Origin of the sequence: Caenispirillum bisanense, from assembly GCF_039523075.1 — a bacterium.
Lineage (GTDB): Bacteria > Pseudomonadota > Alphaproteobacteria > Rhodospirillales > Rhodospirillaceae > Caenispirillum > Caenispirillum bisanense.
The window spans coordinates 1-21,422 of record NZ_BAAAEP010000063.1 but is presented as its reverse complement, the minus strand read 5'-3'; the positions used below and the strand labels follow the sequence as shown (position 1 = coordinate 21,422).

The 21,422-nt window shown below is 66.5% G+C and carries 18 protein-coding genes; 11 read left to right on the top strand and 7 right to left on the bottom strand.

The features are described 5' to 3' along the window. The 5 genes from ABD056_RS20115 to ABD056_RS20095 all read left to right on the top strand — a co-directional run. Positions 1-593: flagellar hook-length control protein FliK (locus tag ABD056_RS20115; protein ID WP_343869688.1), on the top strand; the 593-nt coding region annotated here is incomplete at its 5' end. A gap of 11 nt (positions 594-604) precedes the next feature. Further along, positions 605-1,294, top strand: a complete 690-nt coding sequence (locus ABD056_RS20110) for a flagellar hook assembly protein FlgD (RefSeq protein WP_343869687.1) — start codon at positions 605-607, stop codon at positions 1,292-1,294. Between the two features lie 309 nt (positions 1,295-1,603). Then, positions 1,604-3,283, top strand: coding sequence for a flagellar hook protein FlgE (locus tag ABD056_RS20105; protein ID WP_343869685.1), 1,680 nt, complete (start codon positions 1,604-1,606; stop codon positions 3,281-3,283). A 128-nt stretch (positions 3,284-3,411) separates the two neighbouring features. Beyond that, positions 3,412-5,310: a flagellar hook-associated protein FlgK gene (gene flgK / locus ABD056_RS20100; RefSeq protein WP_343869683.1), complete on the top strand. Its 1,899-nt coding sequence runs from the start codon at positions 3,412-3,414 to the stop codon at positions 5,308-5,310. 20 nt (positions 5,311-5,330) lie between these two features. Continuing rightward, positions 5,331-7,100 (top strand): DUF2793 domain-containing protein, encoded by a 1,770-nt coding sequence (locus ABD056_RS20095; protein ID WP_343869682.1) that lies wholly within the window; start codon positions 5,331-5,333, stop codon positions 7,098-7,100. A gap of 178 nt (positions 7,101-7,278) precedes the next feature. On the opposite strand, the gene ABD056_RS20090 is transcribed toward ABD056_RS20095, so the two are convergent. From ABD056_RS20090 to ABD056_RS20060, 7 genes are all read right to left on the bottom strand, one after another. Further along, entirely contained in the window at positions 7,279-8,103 is an 825-nt protein-coding gene (locus ABD056_RS20090) for a DUF1217 domain-containing protein (protein ID WP_343869680.1), read from the bottom strand. Positions 8,104-8,179: 76 nt separating this feature from the next. After that, positions 8,180-8,629, bottom strand: coding sequence for a flagellar biosynthesis repressor FlbT (flbT, locus tag ABD056_RS20085; protein WP_343869678.1), 450 nt, complete (start codon positions 8,627-8,629; stop codon positions 8,180-8,182). After that, on the bottom strand, positions 8,613-9,029 hold the full coding sequence (flaF, locus tag ABD056_RS20080; protein WP_343869676.1) for a flagellar biosynthesis regulator FlaF: 417 nt from the start codon (positions 9,027-9,029) through the stop codon (positions 8,613-8,615). The genes flbT and flaF (ABD056_RS20080) overlap by 17 nt, the downstream gene beginning before the upstream one ends. 48 nt (positions 9,030-9,077) lie before the next feature. Continuing rightward, positions 9,078-10,358 carry a flagellin lysine-N-methylase gene (fliB, locus tag ABD056_RS20075; RefSeq protein ID WP_343869675.1) on the bottom strand — a complete coding sequence of 427 codons (1,281 nt, stop codon included), beginning with the start codon at positions 10,356-10,358 and terminating at the stop codon, positions 9,078-9,080. A 47-nt stretch (positions 10,359-10,405) separates the two neighbouring features. Continuing rightward, entirely contained in the window at positions 10,406-10,822 is a 417-nt protein-coding gene (gene flaF, locus ABD056_RS20070; RefSeq protein ID WP_343869673.1) for a flagellar biosynthesis regulator FlaF, read from the bottom strand. Between the two features lie 135 nt (positions 10,823-10,957). Continuing rightward, positions 10,958-12,715: a flagellin N-terminal helical domain-containing protein gene (locus ABD056_RS20065; RefSeq protein ID WP_343869671.1), complete on the bottom strand. Its 1,758-nt coding sequence runs from the start codon at positions 12,713-12,715 to the stop codon at positions 10,958-10,960. Between the two features lie 460 nt (positions 12,716-13,175). Further along, positions 13,176-14,861: a flagellin N-terminal helical domain-containing protein gene (locus tag ABD056_RS20060; protein WP_343869670.1), complete on the bottom strand. Its 1,686-nt coding sequence runs from the start codon at positions 14,859-14,861 to the stop codon at positions 13,176-13,178. A 380-nt stretch (positions 14,862-15,241) separates the two neighbouring features. Between ABD056_RS20060 and fliF the strand changes: the two genes are divergently transcribed. From fliF to ABD056_RS20030, 6 genes are all read left to right on the top strand, one after another. Then, positions 15,242-16,861 carry a flagellar basal-body MS-ring/collar protein FliF gene (gene fliF, locus ABD056_RS20055; protein WP_343869668.1) on the top strand — a complete coding sequence of 540 codons (1,620 nt, stop codon included), beginning with the start codon at positions 15,242-15,244 and terminating at the stop codon, positions 16,859-16,861. Between the two features lie 65 nt (positions 16,862-16,926). Continuing rightward, a complete protein-coding gene (fliG, locus tag ABD056_RS20050; protein WP_343869666.1) occupies positions 16,927-17,946 on the top strand; it encodes a flagellar motor switch protein FliG in 1,020 nt (339 codons plus the stop codon). Between the two features lie 45 nt (positions 17,947-17,991). Then, positions 17,992-18,954 carry a FliH/SctL family protein gene (locus tag ABD056_RS20045; protein ID WP_425545065.1) on the top strand — a complete coding sequence of 321 codons (963 nt, stop codon included), beginning with the start codon at positions 17,992-17,994 and terminating at the stop codon, positions 18,952-18,954. Positions 18,955-19,029: 75 nt separating this feature from the next. Then, positions 19,030-19,395, top strand: a complete 366-nt coding sequence (fliN, locus tag ABD056_RS20040; RefSeq protein ID WP_343869664.1) for a flagellar motor switch protein FliN — start codon at positions 19,030-19,032, stop codon at positions 19,393-19,395. Positions 19,396-19,402: 7 nt separating this feature from the next. Then, positions 19,403-20,218, top strand: a complete 816-nt coding sequence (locus tag ABD056_RS20035) for a motility protein A (RefSeq protein WP_343869662.1) — start codon at positions 19,403-19,405, stop codon at positions 20,216-20,218. Positions 20,219-20,313: 95 nt separating this feature from the next. Continuing rightward, the coding region (locus ABD056_RS20030; protein WP_343869660.1) for a sigma-54-dependent transcriptional regulator at positions 20,314-21,422 on the top strand (1,109 nt) is incomplete at its 3' end.

Here is a 21,422-nt window from a genome sequence, read left to right as displayed (position 1 = left end):
GTCGCGAGGCAGCGGCGGCGCAGGCCTCCACCCCCCTGCCGGGCGCGGCGGAGGACGGCGAGTTCGGCGGCCTGCTCGGCCGGACCGCTGCGGCCAGCGCGGCCGGTCGCACGGCTGCGGCGGGGCGTCCGGCGGCCACCGCCCATGCTCGCCTGCACGACCTGCCCGACCAGCTGCGTCACCGCCTGACCGACGCCGCCTTCTCCCGCAAGGGCACCATCACCCTGCAGGTGCGGCCGGAGCGTCTCGGCCAGGTGGACGTGAAGCTGCAGTTCGGCCAGGACAACCATGTCCGCGTTCAGGTGGTGGCCGACAGCCGCGAAGCCATCGACGTGCTGCGGGCCGACGCCCGCAGCCTGGAACGCGCCCTCAACGACGCCGGCCTGAAGACCGACGACACCTCGCTGTCCTTCGAACTGCGCGGCGGCGACCGCGACGCGCAGCAGCAGCAGGATCGTCAGCAGCAGACCGGCACCGCCGGCCGCCCGTCGTCCTCCGACGACGGTGCTGCCGCCACCCCCGAACCTCTTGATGTCCAGGCCCGCGCCGCTGCGCTGGCAGCCGCCCGCGGCGGCGTCGACATTCGCGCCTGAGGAGTCACGCCATGACCACCACCAACGCCGCCGCCACTGCCGCTGGCACCAATCAGGCCGCCTCCGTCGGCTCGGTCGACACCAAGAAGGCGCGCGCCAAGATCGGCGCCGACCTCGACGCCTTCCTGCTCATGCTGACCACCCAGCTGCAGAACCAGGACCCCCTGTCGCCCATGGAGTCCAACGAGTTCACCCAGCAGCTGACCAGCTTCGCCCAGGTGGAACAGCAGATCGGCATCAACGAAAACCTGCAGTCCATGATGTCGCTGCAGAAGTCGTCCATGAACACCATGGCGCTCGGCTTCCTCGGCAAGTACGCCGAGATCGAGGACAACGTGGTGCACATGAAGGGCGACCCGGTGAAGTTCGCCTACAACGTCAGCGCCCAGTCGAAGAACGTGACCATCGAGCTGCGCAACAAGAACGGCCAGGTGGTGAAGACCATCAACGGCAATCTGGCGCCCGGTGCCCACGTCTACACCTGGAACGGCCTCGGCGACGACAACACCAAGCAGCCCAACGGCGACTACACCGTCACCATCAAGGCGGTGGACAAGGACGACAAGCCGGTGCGCACCTGGACCACGGTGCAGGCCAAGATCACCGGCGTGTCCACCGACGGCACCGAACCCTACCTGACCATCAACGGCGTCGCCGTGCCGATGCGGGAGATCAACGCGGTGACCGAGACGCCGACCTGACCCGGCGGCAGGCCCACCCGGACCACCACCACCGAACGGCGCCCTTCGCGGGGCGCCGTTCGGCATTTCAGGGCCGGGCCGGCAGGGGCAAATGTTGCCCACCCGGCAGCGACGGCAAGGGAAGAAACTACCGCCCGCCGCCCCACCGCCGCCGACGCAGCCCAGGGCGGGCCGGAAACTGCCCTTTCTGCGGGCGTTTAGGTTGGCACGCCGCTTGCTGCTTCCCGGCACAACGTCCGCCGGCAGGACCGGACGGGCAGTTCAGAGTGTTCAGGCCGGCCGGCCGAAAAGAATGAAGGAGCGAGCGCAATGAGCGTCTACGGTGCGATGAACGCGGCCGTTTCGGGCCTTAAGGCCCAATCGAAGTCGCTCGGCAACATCTCCGACAACATCGCCAACAGCCAGACTGTCGGCTTCAAGCGGGTCGACACCAGCTTCAGCGAGATGGTGACCCTGTCCAACCGCCGCTCCCACGCGCCGGGCGGCGTCATCGCCACGCCGCGCTACCGCCACAGCGTGCAGGGCGACGTCGGCCAGACGCAGATCGGCACCAACATGGCCATCTCCGGCGCCGGCTTCTTCGTGGTCTCGAAGGCCAACTCGGTCACCCCGGCCGGCGTCAGCCTCGACTCCGAAATGCTCTACACCCGCCGCGGCGACTTCGAGGTCGACCGCTTCGGCTTCATGAAGAACGGCGGCGGCTACTACCTGCGCGGCCGTCCGGTGATCGACCAGACCACCCTGAACGTCTCCGACCTGCTGCAGCCGGTGCGCATTCAGAAGGACGTGATGCAGGCCCAGCAGACCAGCCGCATCAAGTACAATCTGAACCTGCCCGCCAACTCGGCGACCTTCAGCCCGCGCCACGCGGTTGACTCGCAGATCACCCAGAACACCTCGGCCGCCCAGCCGCAGATCACCACCCTCACCTTCGGCGGCACCGCCATCACCGGCGACACGGTCACTTTGACCTTGGACGATGGCGACCCGCTGACGCTTCCGACCCCGGTGAACTTCACCTACACCGGCCCGACCAACAACCTGAACCAGTTCCTCGACGACCTGGCGGCCGCCATCACCGCCGCCGGCGCCCAGGACGGCGGCGGCAACGCCATCACCGCGGCGCGGGTGAACAACACCATCACCCTGACCGGCGGCAACGCCGGCCCGTTCAGCGTCACCGTGCCGGCCGGGGCCTGGAACACCCCGTTCACCGCCACCACCGCCGTCAACATGGCCAACGCCGACGAAACGCTGCTCTACAGCGCCTCCGGCAGCTTCTCGGGCGGTGCGGTCACGGTCTACAACAACCTCGGCGCGCCGGTGGACGTGCAGTTCCGCTGGATCAAGACCGACACCCCCGACCAGTGGCAGCTGCTGGCGAAGGACCCCAACGCCGCCCCCAACGCCTGGACGTCGGCCGGCATGATCACCTTCGCCAACGGCATCCCGACCGCCGTGCCGGCCACCATGGCGCTGGCCCTGCCCGCCTCCAACTTCGCCGGCAACATCACCATCGACTTCACCTCCGATGGCGAGAACGGCATGAACAGCGTCGGTGAAAACGGCCTGACCCAGTTCTACGCCGAAGACATCAGCGTCTACCGCCTGGACCAGGACGGCTACGGCGCCGGCGTGCTGTCGGACGTGTTCATCAACGACTTCGGCTTCGTGGTCGCCAACTACGATAACGGCCGTTCGAAGGTGCTCTACCAGATCCCGCTGGCGACCTTCAACGCGCCGAACGAGCTGCAGCGCCTGGACGGCGGCGCCTTCAACCGCACGCCGGAATCGGGCGACCCGCTGTATGCGGTGAACGGCAACGCCGGCGCCGGCCTCATCATCGCCTCGGCGACGGAAGGCTCCAACGTCGACATCGCCGATGAATTCACCAAGATGATCGTCACCCAGCGCGCCTACTCGGCCAACTCCAAGACCGTGCGCACCGCCGACGACATGCTTGAAGAAGTGATCAACCTCAAGCGCTGACGCCGCCTGAGGACAGGCGCCCCGCGCGCCGGCCGCCGTCCCGCAGAAGCGACAGGACGGCGACCCGGCGGGCGACGGCGAAAGGACAAGCGAGCCGGCACAGCCGCCGGCGAAGGAAGGACAGGGCCATGAGCCTCTTGAGCGCGCTGAACACGGCGACGACGGGACTGAAGGCCAATCAGGTCGGCCTGGACATCGTTTCGCGCAACATCGCGAACGCCAGCACCCCGGGCTATACCAAGAAGGTGGCGCCGCGCGAGAACGCGCTGGTCGACCGCCAGGGCCGCGGCGTGCGCATCCTGGCGACCGAACGCCAGGTCGACTTCCGCCTGACGCAGAACCTGCGCCTGGAAGAAAGCCGCTCCGCCCGCCTGAACACGGTGTCCGCCTTCCTGCGCCGCGTCGACGAGATGTTCGGCCGCCCGGAACAGCAGACCTCCATCGCCTATGGCGTCAGCGAGCTGTCGACCCGCATGGGTCAGCTGGTGGACAACTCGTCCGACCCCGGCGTGCGCGCCGCCGTGCTCGACCAGGCCTCCGCCCTGGCGCGCCAGCTGAACCAGATGAGCGCCGCCATCCAGGACATGCGCACCGAGGCCGAGAACAAGATCGGCTTCGCCGTGGAGCAGGTGAACGGCGCCCTGAAGGGGATCGAGGCGCTCAACCGCGAGATCGCCAACCGCACCGCCGGCAACCTGACCACCGCCGACCTGGAAGACCGCCGCGACGCCCACCTCAAGGTGCTGGCCGAGAACCTGGACATCCGCTACATCCAGCGCGGCGACGGCCAGATCACGGTGTTCACCAACTCCGGCCACACGCTGGTGAACGAGAAGGCGGCCCAGATCCGCTTCGACAGCCGCGGCTTCGTCCAGCCCACCGACCAGTTCAACATCAACCCGGCCGAAAGCGGCGTCGGCACCCTGACCCTGGTCAGCGCCGGCGGCACCGAGGTCAACCTGCTGGCCGACGGCCCGCCGCGCCAGGGCGCCATCGCCGGCCTGCTGGAACTGCGCGACGAGCGGCTGGTCGAAGCCCAGGCGCAGCTGGACGAACTGGCGCACTCGCTGGCGCTGGCCCTGTCGGAGCGGCAGACCAACTTCACCACCGGCTACAGCGCCGACTTCTCGACGGTGCCGGCCCTCGCCGACGGCGACCGCTTCACCTTCACCTACATGGAAGGCGGCCGCGAGCGTACCGTCACCGCCTATGCCGTCACCAACATGACCGGCCAGTCGCTGACCGATCTGCGGTCGCGGGTTCCCGACCCCGACAATGCGGTGTTCGTCGACCTGTCGGCCATGGCCGGCCCGCCGCCGGTGACCGCCGCCCAGGCCGTCTACAACGCCCTGGCGCCGCAGCTGCCGGCCGGCCTGCTGACCGATCCCGGCGGCACCAACGTGATGTCGGTCTCGCCGGGCTCGGAAAGCCTGGTGCGGTCCATGATGCTGCGCTCGACCTCCACCAACACCCTGGAAGGCCCGCAGCTGGCCCTGTTCGCCGACGGCACCAGCGCCAGCGGCATGCAGCAGGTGCCCTACACCGGCTCCATCAGCGGCCCCGGCTTCGCCAAGACCGGCTTCGCCGCCCGCATCTCGGTGAACCAGAGCGTGCTGGCCGACGACACCAAGCTGGTGGTCTACGACCGCGGCTCGGGCGATCTGGCGCCGCTGGGCGACATGACCCGGCCGCAGGAACTGCTCGACCGGCTTTCGGAAATGCGGCTGACCTACTCGGCCAGCACCGGCCTGGGTCAGGCCAACAACCCGTTCACCGGCACCCTGCTGGACTTCGCCCGCACCGTCGTGTCCTATCAGGGCAGCGAGGCGGCCTCGGTCAAGCAGCTGACCACCGACCAGAACACCCGGACGCAGCTGCTGTCCGAACGCTTCGAGTCGGAAAGCGGCGTGAACGTCGACGATGAAATGGCGCAGCTGATCCTGCTGCAGTCCAACTATGCCGCCAGTGCCAAGGTGGTGCAGACGGTCAACCGGATGCTCGACGACCTTATGTCGATCATGCGCTGAGCGAGACGGAGAATTAGACGATGGTCTCGACCTTCACCACCCCCAGCACCTACCAGAACGTCTCCACCCTCGGCCAGAACATGCGGGTGCGGGCCGGCATCGCCTCGCTCAACAGCCGCATTCTGGAGGCGCAGCAGCAGCTCGCCAGCAAGAAGAAGGCGAGCACCCACGGCGGCCTGGGGGCGGAAGCCAACCTGGTGCAGAATCTGCGCCAGAAGAACTCCATGCTCGCCAACTACATCCGCACCGCCGGCCAGGTGGGCACCCGGCTGGACGCCATGCAGCTGTCGCTGGACATGGTGCAGAAGGAAGCGCACCTGCGCAGCACCAACACCCTCGCCGCCCTCAACAGCGATGCCAAGGTGCAGCTGGAGCGGGTGCCGCTGGAGGCCAACGGCTCGCTGCAGAGCATGATCACCGCCCTGAACGCCAGCATCGAAGGGCGCAGCCTGTTCGCCGGCGACGACACCCACGTCCGCCCGGTGCTCGACAAGACCACCATGCTGGACGGCCAGGGCAGCAAGATGGGCCTGCGCGACGTCATCGCCCTGCGCGGCGAGGCCGACGGCACCGCCGGCACCGGCCGCATGACCTCCACCGCCGCCGGCAACGTGGTCACCCTCACCCACGACGGCGGTGCCTTCGGCATGCGCCTGACCAACGTGGTGACCACCAGCCCCGACGCCGCGGTGGCCCCGGCCCTGACCGTCACGCCGCCGACCACCAGCGCCGGCATCACCCTGTCCGGCCCCATGAGCGCCGGCGACAGCGTCGACCTGACCTTCCGCCTGCCGGACGGCACCGACAAGACCATCACCATGGTGGCGGTGCAGAACCTGCCCAACGCCGACGAAACGGCGCTGGCGGCGAAGAAGGGGCAGTTCTTCTTCACCCTGGGCGGCACCGACGTCGCCACCGCCGGCAACCTGGACGACGGCATCGACAAGGCGCTGGCCTACGTCGCCAAGCACGACCTGGCCGGCGCTTCGGCCGTCGCCGCCGGCAACGACTTCTTCGACCACAACCAGCCGCGCATCCCCGACGGCCCGGCCGCCACGGCCACCGGCTACCGCATCGACAGCGCCCGCGTGTTCGACTGGTACACCGGCGACGAGGCCCGCCAGACGGTGACGGCGCTGACCGCCACCCCGCCGGCCCTTCCGCCGGCCGTCGGCACCACCTACGCCGTCGACGCCGCCGCGGTCGGCGACTGGGCCGGCCAGGATGGCGCCCTCGCCACCTGGAACGGCGCGTTCTGGGAGTTCACCCGGCCGGAGAACGGCACCGAGGTGGTCACCGGCGGCCAGCTGTTCCGCCACGACGGCACCGCCTTCGCCCTCGCCGGCCCGGCGCCGGTGGAGCAGAGCGCCCGCGACACCATGCGCGCCAAGATCGACGACGGCACCTGGATCTCCTACGGCATGCGGGCCGACGAAGCCGCCGTGCGCGACAGCCTGAAGTACGTCGCCCTGATGGCCGCCACGCCCTACGACAAGAACGACGACAGCCAGTACCGCAACATGGCCCAGCGCTCGGTCCTCAAGCTGGCCAGCGCCCGCGACTCGGTGATCGACGAGCGCACCCGCATGGGCGTGCTGCAGGACCGCGTGAAGACCACCAAGGACCTGCACGAAGACGTCAGCTACCTGACCAAGGAGCAGATCAACCGCGTCGAGAACATCGACGAGTACGACGTCGCCGTCTCCCTCACCGACATGCTGACCCAGCTGCAGGCCAGCTATCAGGTCACCGCCCGCCTGTCGCAGCTGTCGCTGACCAACTTCCTGTAAGCGGGCAGGCACCACGAAGCAGAATGCCACGGGCCTTCCGGTCCGTGGCGTTTTTCTTTGGCCGGGGCCCCGTCTCCGGAGGTGGGGAGCTGGCGCCGGGCAGACACGAAAACACCCGGACCTTCGCAGGTCCGGGTGTCCGGAGGTGGATGCCGCCCGGCGCCGGCCGGGCGAGGCCTCAGCGAGCCGGGCGGAAGTTGGCGAACAGGGTCGGGTCGATGGTGACGATGGGGCCGAAGCCGGTCATCGGCGCCGCCTGCAGCACCTGCAGCGCCGGACTGCTGGCGGCCGCGACCTGCGGGTTCTCGGTATCCGCCCGCACCATGTACTTGTTCAGCAGGCCGCGCATGGCGGTCGGGTTGCTGAAGTCGCCGATATTGATCCGGTCCTTGAACATCTGGACCTGCTTGTCGATGTCGACCTTGACGATCTCTTCGGGCAGGTTGGCGATCTTGCGCGCCACTTCATAGAGGGCGCGGTCGCCCAGCACCTCGTACCAGGTCTGCACCTTGGGCGCCTTGCGCTGGAAGTACATGGCCAGGCGCAGGGTCGGGCTGGTCTCGCCGATCTCGGCTTCCATGGCGTTGTCGACGTACTGGTTGAGCACGTCGCTGATCCACTTCTCGTCCTTGACGTTGGCGAGACCCTTGTTGGGGAAGTCGAACGCGGCGGACAGCTGCCGATACTTGGGATCGACGATCTTGCGCGCGAAGGCCTTGGGGTCGGTGGTGCCCTCGACGATCGTCTTCTTGATCATCGCCTTGGCGAAGGTCTGGCTCTCCAGCCCGAAGGCGGTGAGCATCACCTTCATCAGGCGGGGGTCTTCTACCACCTCGTCGACGGATTTCACAGTCGGCATCTTGTGCAGGAAATAGGTCATTTCCCGCTTCACGGCCGGCTGTTCGTAGAACATGGTCTTGTAGCGCTTGATGTCGCGGTTGAGGGCGTCGAAGGCCGTCATGGACCGGCCGCCCAGGCCCGCCACCAGATTACCAACGATCATGACATCCTCCCTTTCCGCAACGTCCGGCCCCTTCTAGGGCCCCCCTGCCGCCCCGCGGGCGGCACCGGCACTCAACTCACGCTCCTTCGGACCCGCCGTGCGGCTCCCCGTCGTCATCCGGCAGCGCCTGCAGCTTCACGCCCGCAAGCAGCAGATCTTCATACTTGATCACCTTACGCAAGTTGGCAAGGATCTTGTAGAAGTCCTGCCGCTCAAGGTGGCTGAGCGTCTCTTTCAGCAGGGCGACGACTTCCTGGTTCGAATAAACCTTCAGAAGGTCATCAAGGTGACTTCTGTAGCTCTCCGCGTAGCGGCTGACGTTGTCAGGGTCCAGCAGCATGAGCTGGGCGACGAAATAGGTCCGCCGGGTCGGCGTCGTCGCGTTTTCTTCCTGCATCACGTCGCTTTCGCGCAGGATGTGCGCGAAGTTCTTCACCGCGACGGAGGTCTTGCGATCGCCGTTGACGATCACGGCCCCGTTGATGACGATCTTCTCACCAGGACGAAGGTTAAGCTTCAGCGCCAAGACTGAAAAACTCCTGCGGCTGCGGCGACGGCTGGCTCGCCTGCTGTTGCTGGCCGGGCGCCAGACCGCGGATGATCATGCGGTTGACGTCGATCAGCGGCTCCACGGAGGCACGCCCGGCGTTGATCTCCGCAGTATGCTTTATGACCCACACGCCGAGCGAGATCAACTGCGCCCGCAGTTCCTGCGGCAGCTGGTTCCCTTCGCTCATCAGGTCGTCCATCAGCGTGCTCCACAGACGCTGATTGTCGTGCAGCGCATGGCCGAGGGCGGCGGTCATGTATTCCGCCTCCTTGTTGCGCTCCAGCTCCGACGTGATGGCGATGAACAGCCTGTACTCCCGATCCCGCGGGTCTTCGCTGACCTGGCGCGCCGTATTGTAGTACCCGATGCCGCTCATGACTCTCTCCTCGAACCGAGTTCAGTCCGAAAGTGTAAGGGAACCCACTTAATAAATCGTGTGCTGACCGTCCACCGTCCCAACCGGCGCGAGCAGCGCGCACAGGTGCATGACAGAGACGCAGCCGGCCGCCTGGAAGGCGTCGCGGATCTCCTCGCGGAACTTGTTGTCGTGCTGGACGCGCCGCCACATCGCCATCACCACCGGCACCACGTCGGCATCGCCGAACTCGGCGCCGCGACGGCCGGCCTGGGCGATCAGCAGCATGCGGGTCAGCGCGAACACCAGGCCGTCCTCCCACAGGCGGTCGAAGCCGTGGTGCATCAGCGCATGCAGCCCGTGCATGGTGAAGGGGACGCGGAACAGGTTCTCGATGACGTGGGGATTGCGGGCGGCGTAGGGGGCGAAGTGCGACTCGTAGGCCTGCACGTAGGCATCCACCGTCGCCTGGCCGCCGGTTTCCATCTTCAGGGCGTAGCCAAGCTCGCGCACCAGTTCCACCGAGTGACCTTTGGCGGCGCGCTTGAGGCCGAGGAAGTTGCTGGTCAACCAGCGCTCGACCAGGGGCATCAGGGCCTGCAGCTGGTTGATCGGGTTGCCGGTCACGCCCTGCAACTGGGCGGCAACCGTGCCGTCGTTCAGCCGGGTCGCCAGGGCGGACACCACCTCCAGCGCGTCGATGCCTGGACGGTTGATGCCGGAGCGGCGGAACAGATCGAACATCATGCCGATGACCGCGACCCGCTGCCAGAAGGGCAGGTCACGGCGCAGCAGAACGCTGTCGCAGAAGCCGCGGATGGCCTCGAAAACCTGATGATGTTCGGCGCCGTCGGAGTTGATCTTCACGCTGGGGCAACGGTTCACCGTCAGCGGATCAAACTCGGCCGGCTCGGGCACCATCGCGTCGGGGTCGAACAGCGCCAGACGCACCGCTTCCGGGCAGGACAGGTCGGCAAAGACCGTCACCTCGTTGTCGATGATCAGCGCCTCGCGCGGATAGGTGTAGCACACCGGCGGCAGAGCCCCCGGGCCCACGGCCGCATGCAGCCGGCATCCACCGTCATCCGCGAGCAGCACGCAGGACGGGTCGGTGATATCCTTCAGCAGCATGGCCTCGGTGCCGTCGGGGCGCTTGGTGCGCCGCACCGCGGTCTTGATGTCGTCCTTCAGGGACGGCGGGGCCTTGTCCCGCATCTTGCGGTAGTCGCGGTCGGTGACGGAGATGTTCCAGTTTGCCGAACAGCAACTGGCCTCGCAGGCACCGCCGATGCACGAGAAGCGCGCCATGTAGCGCGGCATGGTGACGTTCGGTTTAGTCCAGCCGGCCATGGCACATCTCTCTCAAACAAACTTACATCGGTGCAGGTCCGGCCGGATCAGGGAGCCGCGCCGGCCGCAACCATGGGGGCCGCCGTCGCCGCGGCCGATGCCGTGCGCGGGGCAGTAACAGTATCGGTGAGGCCGCGCAGAATGGACGAATTCACGTCGATCAGCGCGTCCACCTTCGCCCGCCCGCCCAACACTTCGTTGGTGTGGCGGGTGACCCACATGCCCAGCGACATCAGCTGGCCCTTCAGATCGCCGGGCAGCTGGTTGTCGTCGTGGCTGAGGTCGACCATCAGCGCGTCCCACAGCTGCTGGTTTCGCACCAGGGCAGCGCTCAGTTCCGGCGTCATGAACGTGGCGTGGCGCGCCTGCTCCAGCGCCGAGGTAACGTCGGCGAACAGCCGGTGTTCGCGCTGACGAGGGCTTTCCGCCAGGGCCTGGCGTTCCTGATAGTGACCAACACTCATGACACCTTACCTCAAAAAACGATCGTGGTGGGATCGGTTTGGCGCTTGCTGCCCTGCCGCGAAAGAGCGGGGTGGAGACCTCTGACTTTGGCCTTCTGCCGCAGAGGCCTCCAGGACAACGCCCTACCCCTCCTCTTACTGGAACAGCCGGAGCAGTGCCTGCGGCGCCTGGTTGGCGATGGACAGGGACTGAATGCCCAGCTGCTGCTGCACCTGCAGAGCCTGAAGGCGAGCCGACTCTTCGTTCATGTCGGCGTCCACCAGGGTACCAATGCCCAGCTTGAGGTTATCGATCATCGACGTCAGGAACTCGCTCTGGATTTCCACGCGGAACTGCGCGGAGCCAAGGGCGGCGGCGGCGTCGACGGCCTTGTTGAGCGCCATTTCGAGGGTGTCGAGCAGCGCGTCGTAGTCGGTCTGCGGCACGGTCACCTTGGTGATGGAGGTATCGGTGCCGGTGACGCCAAGGTTGAACCGCGAGCCGAGAACGCTAGCGGTCATGAAGCCTGCGGCTCCAGCATTGGCGTCAGGCCCTCCCGGCACATTGGCTCCGAGAGACAGCACGTCAATGAATGCAGCTTCGACGGCAGCGGAAGAATTATCCGAGACCAGCTTGCTGACAGCCGCAGCCATTTCTGCGGCAATATCGGCACCCTTTGCGTACTCGTAGGCGACAATGTCGGCATTCAACGCAAGGGTGATCTTGAAGGGCTTCCCGGCGGAACCATCACCGGAAGATTCCAGGACTTCACCAGAACTCCGACCATTCACCACCCGGAATGACAGCTCAAAGGGTGTCTCCGTCGTGATCGTCCCCAAGCCATCCCCTAGGGCGCTAAAGGCAACCTTCAGCTCTTCCCCAAGACGCAGCGGGGCATCCACGAACTCGAACCCGGCATCCTGCTGGGCGTCGGCGGCGATGCCTGTCGGTGGTGTCGCACCTGGGCCGAAGAGCGACCCGTCACCGACGCTGATGCTGGTCAGCGTGACCGGCGACTCCCGGTTGGTGGCATGGGCCTCAAGGTTGGCGCCATTGCCGGCGAAGGTGAACAGTTCGGCCAGCTGCTTGTTCTGCGACAGCACCGCCGCCAGGTCATCGCCCTGGCCACCGTTGGAATAGGCGGAGATGTTCTGGGAGAGCTGGATCGTTACCGTCCGTGCGACACCCTTAGCATCAACATAGTTGACCGTAACGTTCTCACCAACCTCACCCGCGTGCTTCGCTGAGCCGTCCGCAGCCGTGGCGTCGAAGGTGTACTTCACCGTGCCGTCCGACTTGTTCTTGAACAGGCCGTCGCCGCGGCTGAGCACCGACAGGGCGGCGATGTCACGCAGGCCGCCATCGCCGTTCAGCGACAGGTTCTGCGAGTTGAATTCGATGTAGCTGGCATCGACGGAGGCACCGGTGCGGCCGATGGACGACACCAGCTTCACGTTGCTGTCGTTCTGCAGCAGCTTGACACCGTTGAAGTTGGCCGTTTCGGTGATCTGCTGAATCTGGTTCAGCATCGCGTTGATGTCGGCCTGCAGCTTGGCCTTGTCGATGGAGCCTTCCTGGGCGGCCGTCACCTTGGTCTTGATCTCCTTGATCAGTTCGGAGATCTGCTGCGCGCCGTCGCGGGCCACCGACGTGGACGCCTGGGCGAGCGCCAGGTTGTCCTTGATGGCCTTGAAGGCGGACACGTCCGACCGCATGACGGTAGCCACCGACCAGAACGACGCGTTGTCCTTCGCGTTGTTCACCTTCAGGCCGGTCGAAATGCGGTTCTGGGTCTCAGACAGATTCTTGTTCGTCTGGCTGAGGACCCGCAGTGCGGTCATCGCACTGGCATTGGTCAGAATTGACGAACTCATGGGCGTTGTCTCCATGCACATGCTGACGGGGCGTTCCATTTTGGAGCCCGTATGGCAGCGACTACAGCAGCAAGCCGCGTGCCAAGTCTGAAATTTCCGCGATGGGCAATGGAATCACCGCAAGCAATACGAGTCTCGACCGATTCATGCCGAGTCGCTGTCATCCTGCCCCTCCGGCCGCCGGTCAGGCCGGCCCCGCCCGGGGCGGCGCTGCCGGGTGGTAGGCAATTTCCGCCGATCAAAGACACCGGCGGCGCGGCAAAAACTGCCTTTCCCTGACACCGCGGCGGCGGTTGGCCGGCGCGGCGGAGGGCCCGGCTGCCCCTCCCTGCCCGCCCCCGGAGGCCGGCGCCACCCCGCCGGCGCGGCGCGGCCATGCCGACGGCTGCCGGGCGGGGCGGGATGCGAGGCCCGTGGCCTCGGCGGCGCCCAAAGAGAAAGGGCCGCACCTTGCGGTGCGGCCCAATCCCGTACTGTACGACTACTGTACTCTGCCGGATTAGCGGAAGAGGGACAGCAGGGACTGCGGCGCCTGGTTGGCGATCGACAGAGCCTGGATGCCCAGCTGCTGCTGCACCTGGAGAGCCTGCAGACGCGCGGACTCTTCGTTCATGTCGGCATCAACCAGGGTACCGATACCGGTTTCCAGGTTGTTCACCAGGGTCTTCAGGAAGTCCTGCTGAATGTCGACACGCTTCTGAGCCGAACCGAAGGCCGCCGCCGCGCCAACAGCCACCTGCATAGCGGACTCGATGGTGTCAAGCAGAGCCTGATAGTCCGTTTGCGGAACAGTGACCTTCTTCAGCGAGTTGGTGTCGGAGGCAGCATTCTTGATAGACAGCGTCGCCCCCGACACCGAGTAGTTGATGGTATCGACGGTGCCCGCGGGATTCGCAGCCACGGCAGCGATCATCTGCTTCTCGGGACCAGTCGCCGCGGCCGTGGCCTCAAAAGCAGTCAATGCCGAGTTAAAGTGCGCAGCAATCTGCGCACCAGTGACATGCTCGTAAGCCACCTGACGGGCGTCCAGGGCCAAGTTTACCGTATACGGATCAGCGGCGGTCCCAGCACCCGAGGAGGAGAGGACACGCCCCGCAGGGGTGTCGCCGCCCACCACCGTGAACGAGAGCTTGAAATTCAGATTCGTGGTAGGATCACCCTTCGCAACGAACTCGAATTCAAATTTCTCACCGAGACGCAGCGGAGCGTCCTTAAAGGTAAAGTCAACGTTAGAGGCGAGCTTAGTAACGTCGGTTTTTACTGCACCACCAGCGGCACCAATCTGGGATCCATCTGCGATCGAGAGCCCAGTGAACTCAGCCACATTCTCGCGGTTCTTCGAAGAAATCTTAAGTTCCGTGCCAACTGCTTCAAAGTCAAAGACCTTGGAGAGTTCCGCATTCTCGCTGAGAAGCTTGGCCATGTTAGCCGAGCCAGTACCGCCAGCGACAAGCGTGTTAATATCCTGCGTCAGCTGAATACCAACAGTACGGGCGATCCCCTTGGCGTCCTTGTAAGTAAACGTCACGGTCTCGCCAGTATCACCTTTCTTGGCTGAACCATCAAGGTTCGCGCCAAAGTCAATGGTGGTGACGATCTTCCCGTCGCTCTTGTTCTTGAACAAGCCTTCACCGCGATCCAGAACCGAGATGCCGCTCAGCCCGGCCAAACCACCCTTTGAGTCAAGGGAGAGGTTCTGCGCATTGAAGTTGATGTAAGAGGCGTCCACACCTGAGCCGGACCGCCCCACCGACGACAACAGGCGGACGTTCTCGTCCGATCCCAGCAGGTTCACACCGTTGAACTGGGCGGTCTTGACGATTTCGCCAATCTGACCCAGAGCGGCATCGATGTCGGCCTGAATCTTGGCCTTGTCGAGCGAGCCTTCCTGGGCAGCGGTCGTCTTGGTCTTGATTTCGTCGATCAGCTTGGTGATCTGCTGGGCGCCGTCACGCGCCACGGAGGTGGCGTTGTTGGCCAGCGACAGGTTGTCGGAGATCGCCTTGAAGGTCGACACGTCCGACTTCATGATCGTCGACACGGCCCAGAAGGACGCGTTGTCCTTGGAGCTGCCGACCTTCAGACCGGTCGAAATGCGGGCCTGGGTCTGTTCCAGGGCCTTGTTGGTCTGGTTCAGGACCTTCAGCGCGGTCATCGCGCTGCTGTTGGTCAGGATCGAAGCCATGACTGATACTCCAATTCTTGGGGTATGATGCCGGCGCCCCGTTCTGAGGACACCCCCGCCCCGGTTCTCGCGGCGGTACACGAAGTAAGACACAAGCCAACCCCGCCTGCAAATCAAATTTGGTATACGAATCCCTAACGGATACCCGCCCGGACCCGCGCGAACGGCGGCTTTTCCGCCCCGCGGCGCAGCCATGCAGCCACGGCGCGGCAGGCCGGCGGCCGGCGCAAGTCCGAGTCCACCGGCACGGTAATTTTTGCCTACCCCGTTAACGTCTTCTTTAATAAGGCCCCGTACCCTCCGGCTACGACATATGGGGTAGCGGGGGCCGTGCGTGTCCGCCGTGTACCGCCCCGGGGATCAGACGCAGGACGGCTTCCGTGAACGCCTTCATTCAGCAGCTCAAGAACCTGGGGCCCATGCGGCTGGCGGCGATGGCCGGCGTCGGCATCGGCCTGCTCGCGTTCATCATCTACTTCGCCACGCGCTTCAGCGCGACGCCGATGGAGCTGCTCTACGGCAACCTGGAGCCGGCCGACAGCAAGCGCATCGTCGAGCAGCTGGAAAGCCAGAACATCCGCTTCGAGCTGCGCGACGGCGGCACCTCCATCTTCGTTCCCGGCGACCAGGTGCTGCGCCAGCGCCTGGCGGTGGCCGAACTGGCCAGCGCCGGCGGCGGCTCGGTGGGGTACGAGGTGTTCGACAACATGGACAGCCTCGGCGCCACCAACTTCATGCAGAACGTGAACCTGGTGCGCGCCCTGGAAGGCGAGCTTGCCCGCACCATCGCCGCCATCGACACGGTGAAGGCGGCGCGCGTGCACCTGGTGATGCCGAAGCGGGAGCTGTTCTCGCGCGAGACGCAGGAGCCGTCGGCGTCGATCTACATCAAGATGAAGTCGGGCCGGCTGGACAAGGCCCAGGTCAACGCCGTCCAGCACATGGTGGCGGCCGCGGTGCCGCAGCTGAAGCCGTCGCGCATCAGCATCGTCGACGAGGCGGGCACCCTGCTGTCGCGCAACTTCGAAAACGACGGCGACATGCTCTCCTTCACCCGCGAGGAAATGCGGCTGAAGACCGAGGAGCGCCTGGCCCGCAACATCGAACAGCTGCTGGAACAGACCGTCGGCCCCGGCAAGGTGCGCGCCGAAGTGCGGGCGGAGATGAACTTCGACCGCACCGTCACCCAGCAGGAAATCTTCGACCCGGAAAGCGCCGTGCCGCGGTCCACCGTGTCGCGGGAAGAGAACCTGCGCACCGCCGAGAACGACCCCGGCACCGTCACCGTGCAGAACAACCTGCCGGACGCCAACCTCAACGCCGGCGGCCCCACCGCCACCAGCGAGGAAACCCGCACCGAGGGGACGGTCAACTTCGAGATCTCGAAGAAGACGGTCAACGCGGTCAGCGAGGGCGGCGCCATCCAGCGGCTGTCCATCGCCGTGCTCATCGACGGCACCTACTCCACCGGCGAGAACGGCGAGAAGGTGTACCAGGCCCGCGGCGAGGACCAGATGGAGACGCTCGCCACCCTGGTGCGCTCGGCGGCCGGCTACGATGCCAACCGCGGCGACCAGGTGGAGGTGGTGAACCTGCGCTTCGCCTCGCTCGACGACTTCCTGCCGGAGCCGGAATGGACCTTCCTTGGCTTCACCAAGGACGAAATCATGAAGATGGCGGAAGGCCTCGGCATCGCCATCGTCGCCATCCTGGTGATCCTGCTGGTGGTCCGCCCGCTCATCACCCGCGCCTTCGAGACCGCCCCCGACGAGGCCAAGCTGCTCACCGCCGACGCCGCCGCCGGCATTCCGCAGCTGACCGGCCCGGGCTCCATGCCGGTGCCCATCGACGAGGAAATCGAGGCCGACGAGTTGATCGACATCGACAAGGTGGAAGGCCGCGTGCGTGCCTCGTCCCTGCGCAAGATCGGCGAGATCGTCGACAAGCACCCGGACGAAGCGCTCAGCATCATCCGCAACTGGCTCTACCAGGAAGCCTGATCGTCTGAAGGCCGCGGCCCGCCCTCCCCCACCCTGCCGGTGCGGGCCGCCTGAGGAGAACGACCGTGGGACGCGTCAAGGAAGACTACCGCAGCCTCACCGGCCCCCAGAAGGCCGCCATCATGATGCTCTCGCTGGGCGAGGAGCATTCGGCCAAGCTGTTCGCCATGATGGACGACGACGAGATCCGCGAGCTGTCGCAGATCATGGCCGGCCTCGGCACGGTGTCGTCGTCGATCGTCGAGCGCCTGTTCGTGGAGTTCGCCGACGCCATCTCCAACACCGGCTCGCTGGTCGGCTCCTACGAGAGCACCGAGCGGCTGCTGATGAAGTCGCTGCCGAAGGATCGCGTCAACGCGATCATGGAAGAAATCCGCGGTCCGGCCGGCCGCACCATGTGGGACAAGCTCGGCAACGTGAACGAGCAGGTGCTGGCCAACTACCTGAAGAACGAATACCCGCAGACCGTCGCCGTGGTGCTGTCGAAGATCAAGGCCGACCACGCCTCGCGCGTGCTGTCGCTGCTGCCCGAAGGCTTCGCCATGGAAGTCATCATGCGCATGCTGCACATGGAAGCGGTGCAGAAGGAAGTGCTGGACGGCGTGGAAAAGACCCTGCGCACCGAGTTCATGTCCAACCTTGCCCGCACCGCCCGCCGCGATGCCCACGAGATGATGGCCGACATCTTCAACAACCTCGACCGCAACACCGAGGCCCGGTTCCTCGCCGCGCTGGAAGAGCGCAACCGCGAGAGCGCCGAGAAGATCAAGCAGCTCATGTTCACCTTCGAAGACCTCAACCGCATCGACAGCCAGGGCATCCAGACCCTGCTGCGCCATGTGGAGAAGGACAAGCTGGGCCTCGCCCTCAAGGGCTCGTCGGACAACATCAAGGACCTGTTCTTCAAGAACATGTCGGAACGTGCCGGCAAGATGCTGAAGGAAGACATGGACGCCATGGGCCCGGTGCGCCTGCGCGAGGTGGACGAGGCGCAGAACATCATCGTGGCGCTGGCCAAGGAACTGGCCAACTCCGGCCAGATCGTCATCTCCGAGGGCAAGGAGGACGACGAGCTTATCTACTGATAACCGCTCGCCGTCCCGCCCGCCGCCCGACCACAGGAGACCGCCGTGTCCGCCATGCGCAAGGAATCGCCGATCCGCAAGTTCACCTTCGACCTCGACCTCGGGGATCGGGATGCGGTGCAGCGCAGCTATGTGGAAACGCTGACCCGCCCCGGCCCGGCCTTCGAGGCGGAAAGCGCCGGCCAGCCCGCCGCCGCCGAGCCGCCGCAGCCGTCGGCCGAGGACCGGCGGGCGGCGCTGGAAGTGGCCGTGGCGCAGGCCGAAGCCGATGCCGCCGCCGCCGAGGCGGAAGCGCTGGCCGCCCAGATGCAGCCGCCGGAGCCGGAAACGCCGCCGGAGCCGACCTTCAGCCTGCAGGAACTGGAAGCGGCCCGCGACGAGGCCTATGTCGCCGGCCACACCGCCGCCCTGCAGGAAGCCGAGGCGGCGACCGAGCGGCTGGCGTCGGAAAGCCTGCACTTCATCGCCCAGGGCCTGCGCCAGCTGGCCGGCACCATCGACCAGCCCTACCAGCGGCTGGAGCCCATGGCGGTGGAGGTGGCGGTGGCCATCTGCCGCCGCGTGCTGCCCATGATGGCGCTGCAGTACGGCGCCGGCGAGGTGGAGGCGCTGGTGCGCCAGATCCTGCCGACCATCATCGAACAGCCGCGCATCATCGTGCGCGTCCACCCGGCGCTGGCCGACCTGGTGCGCCAGGGCATGGTGCCGGTGGTGGCCGACACCGGATTCGAGGGCCGGCTGCTGATCCTCGACGACGCCGGCATCCAGCCGGGCGACGCCCGCATTGAATGGGCAGACGGTGGCATCGAACGCGATACCCCGCGCACCTGGGCCGAGATCCTGCAGGTGATCGACCGCAACGTGCTGGCCGCCAGCGGCATCACCGGCGACTTCGGTGAGGCCGAGGCCCTGGCCGACGCCGAACGCGACCGCCTGCTGGACGAAGCCCAGGCCCGCCTGGCACCGCAGCCCGATGACGACGTTGCTGCCGCCGGCCTGGCCGGCTGACCGTTTCTCGCCGGCCTGGCCGGCAGACCCTTTCCCGCCGGGGCCCCCGCCGGCTCCGCTTCGAGAGATTGACCGATGGCTGACAACGATCTTGAACTGAACGAGCTGAACGGGCAGGGCACCCCCGACGCCGGCAACGGCGGCATGGTGGACCTGGAGGAAGTGGTTGCCGACGTGCCGGACAAGCCGCGCTCGGCCGCCGACCTGGAAGCGGTCTACGACATTCCGGTGCAGGTCTCGGCCGTGCTCGGCAAGTCGTCCATGCAGGTCAACCAGCTGCTGAAGCTCGGCCGCGGCGCGGTGGTGGAACTGGACCGCAAGGTCGGCGAGGCCATCGACATCTACGTCAACAACCGCCTGGTGGCGCGCGGCGAAGTGGTGGTGGTGGAGGAACGCCTCGGCATCACCATGACGGAAATCATCAAGACCGACCGGAGCTGACACGCCGATGGCCGATGGCCTCGACATACCGGCCCGCCCGGCGCGGCCGGGTCTGGACCTCGCCACCGTCCTCGGCCTGGGCGGCACCGCCGTGCTCATCACCGCGGCGCTGCTGCTCGGCGGGTCGGCGCTGTCGTTCATCGACCTGCCGTCGGTGCTCATCGTCATCGGCGGCACGCTGCTGGTGACGACGGCCTGTTTCTCGCTGGAAGACGTCGCCCGCACCCTGCGGGTGGTGCGCACCACCTTCCGGGCGTCGGGGCGGGAACCGCGCGAGGCGGCGCTCAAGGTCATCAACCTTGCCACCCTGGCGCGGCAGCAGGGCCTGCTGAAGATGCAGGGGCCGGTGCTTGATCTGCTGAAGCGCGAGCCCATCCTGCACAAGGGCCTCAGCCTCGCCATCGACGGCACCCCCGAGCCCGAGGTCGACTCCATCCTGCGCGGCGAACTGGCCGCCATGGTAGACCGGCAGCGGATCGCGGCGCAGGTGCTGCGCAAGGCGGCGGAAATCGCCCCGGCCATGGGCCTCATCGGCACCCTCATCGGCCTGGTGCAGATGCTCGGCCACCTGGACGATCCGTCGCGCATCGGCCCCAGCATGGCAGTCGCCCTGCTGACCACCTTCTACGGCGCCATCCTGGCGACCATCGTGTTCACCCCGCTGGCCTCCAAGCTGGAGCGCAATTCGGCCGACGACCAGCTGGTGGGGCGCATCTACCTGCTCGGCGTGCTGTCCATCGGCCGCAAGGACAACCCGCGGCGGCTGGAAATGCAGATCAACAGCGTGCTGCCGCCGGGCCAGCGCGTCAGCGTGTTTCAGTAAACGGCCCGCAGGCCGCGATACTCAATGAACGGCCGAAGGCCGCGGTATTTCAGTACGGCCGAAGGCCGCAGTGACCAGTCTTGGAGAGAACGAGGATGCGTCTTCTGATCATCGGGTCCCTGGGAGGGCAGATTGGCGCGGCGAGCCAGATTGCCATCGCCCGCGGCGCCGAAGTGGGCCAGGCCGACGACATCCCGCGCGGCCTCGACCGCCTGCGTTCCACCGGCGCCGATCTGGTCATGGTGGACGTGGCGCTCGACGTGGAACAGCTGATCCTCAGCCTGGCGGCGGAGCACATCAGCGTGCCGGTGGTCGCCTGCGGCACCTCCAACGACAGCCGCGCCGCCGTGCGCGCCATCAAGGCCGGCGCCCGCGAATACATCCCGCTGCCGCCGGAACCGGAACTGATCGCCGCCGTCCTCCAGGCGGTGACGGAAGACAACCGCGACATCGTCTTCCGCGACCCCATCATGCAGCGGACCATGAAGATGGCCGAGCAGGTGGCGCCGTCGGAAGCCAGCATCCTCATCACCGGCGAGAGCGGCACCGGCAAGGAGCTGATGGCCCGCTTCGTCCACGCCAAGAGCCGCCGCGCCAAGGCCCGCTTCGTCGCCGTCAACTGCGCCGCCATTCCCGACAACCTGCTGGAAAGCGAGCTGTTCGGCCACGAGAAGGGCGCCTTCACCGGCGCCGTCGCCCGCCGCCTCGGCCGGTTCGAGGAAGCCAACGGCGGCACCCTGCTGCTGGACGAAATCTCGGAAATGGATGTCCGCCTGCAGGCCAAGCTGCTGCGCGCCATCCAGGAGAAGGAAATCGACCGCGTCGGCTCCAACACGCCGGTGAAGGTGAACGTGCGCCTGATCGCCACCTCCAACCGCAACCTGCAGGATGCCGTCCGCCAGGGCACCTTCCGCGAGGACCTCTACTTCCGCCTCAACGTCGTCAACCTGGCGCTGCCGCCCCTGCGCGAACGCCCGGCCGACATCGAGGCGCTGGCCGACCACTTCGCGGTCAAGTATGCCGAACTGAACGACATGCCGCCGCGGCCGCTGTCGGCGGGCGCCCGCGCCCTGCTGCGGGCGCAGAGCTGGCCCGGCAACGTGCGCGAGCTGGAAAACACCATTCACCGTGCCGTGCTGCTGTCGCCGGGCGCCGCTATCGAGCCCGAGGCCATCCTGCTGCCCGACAGCGCCCCGCGCACCAC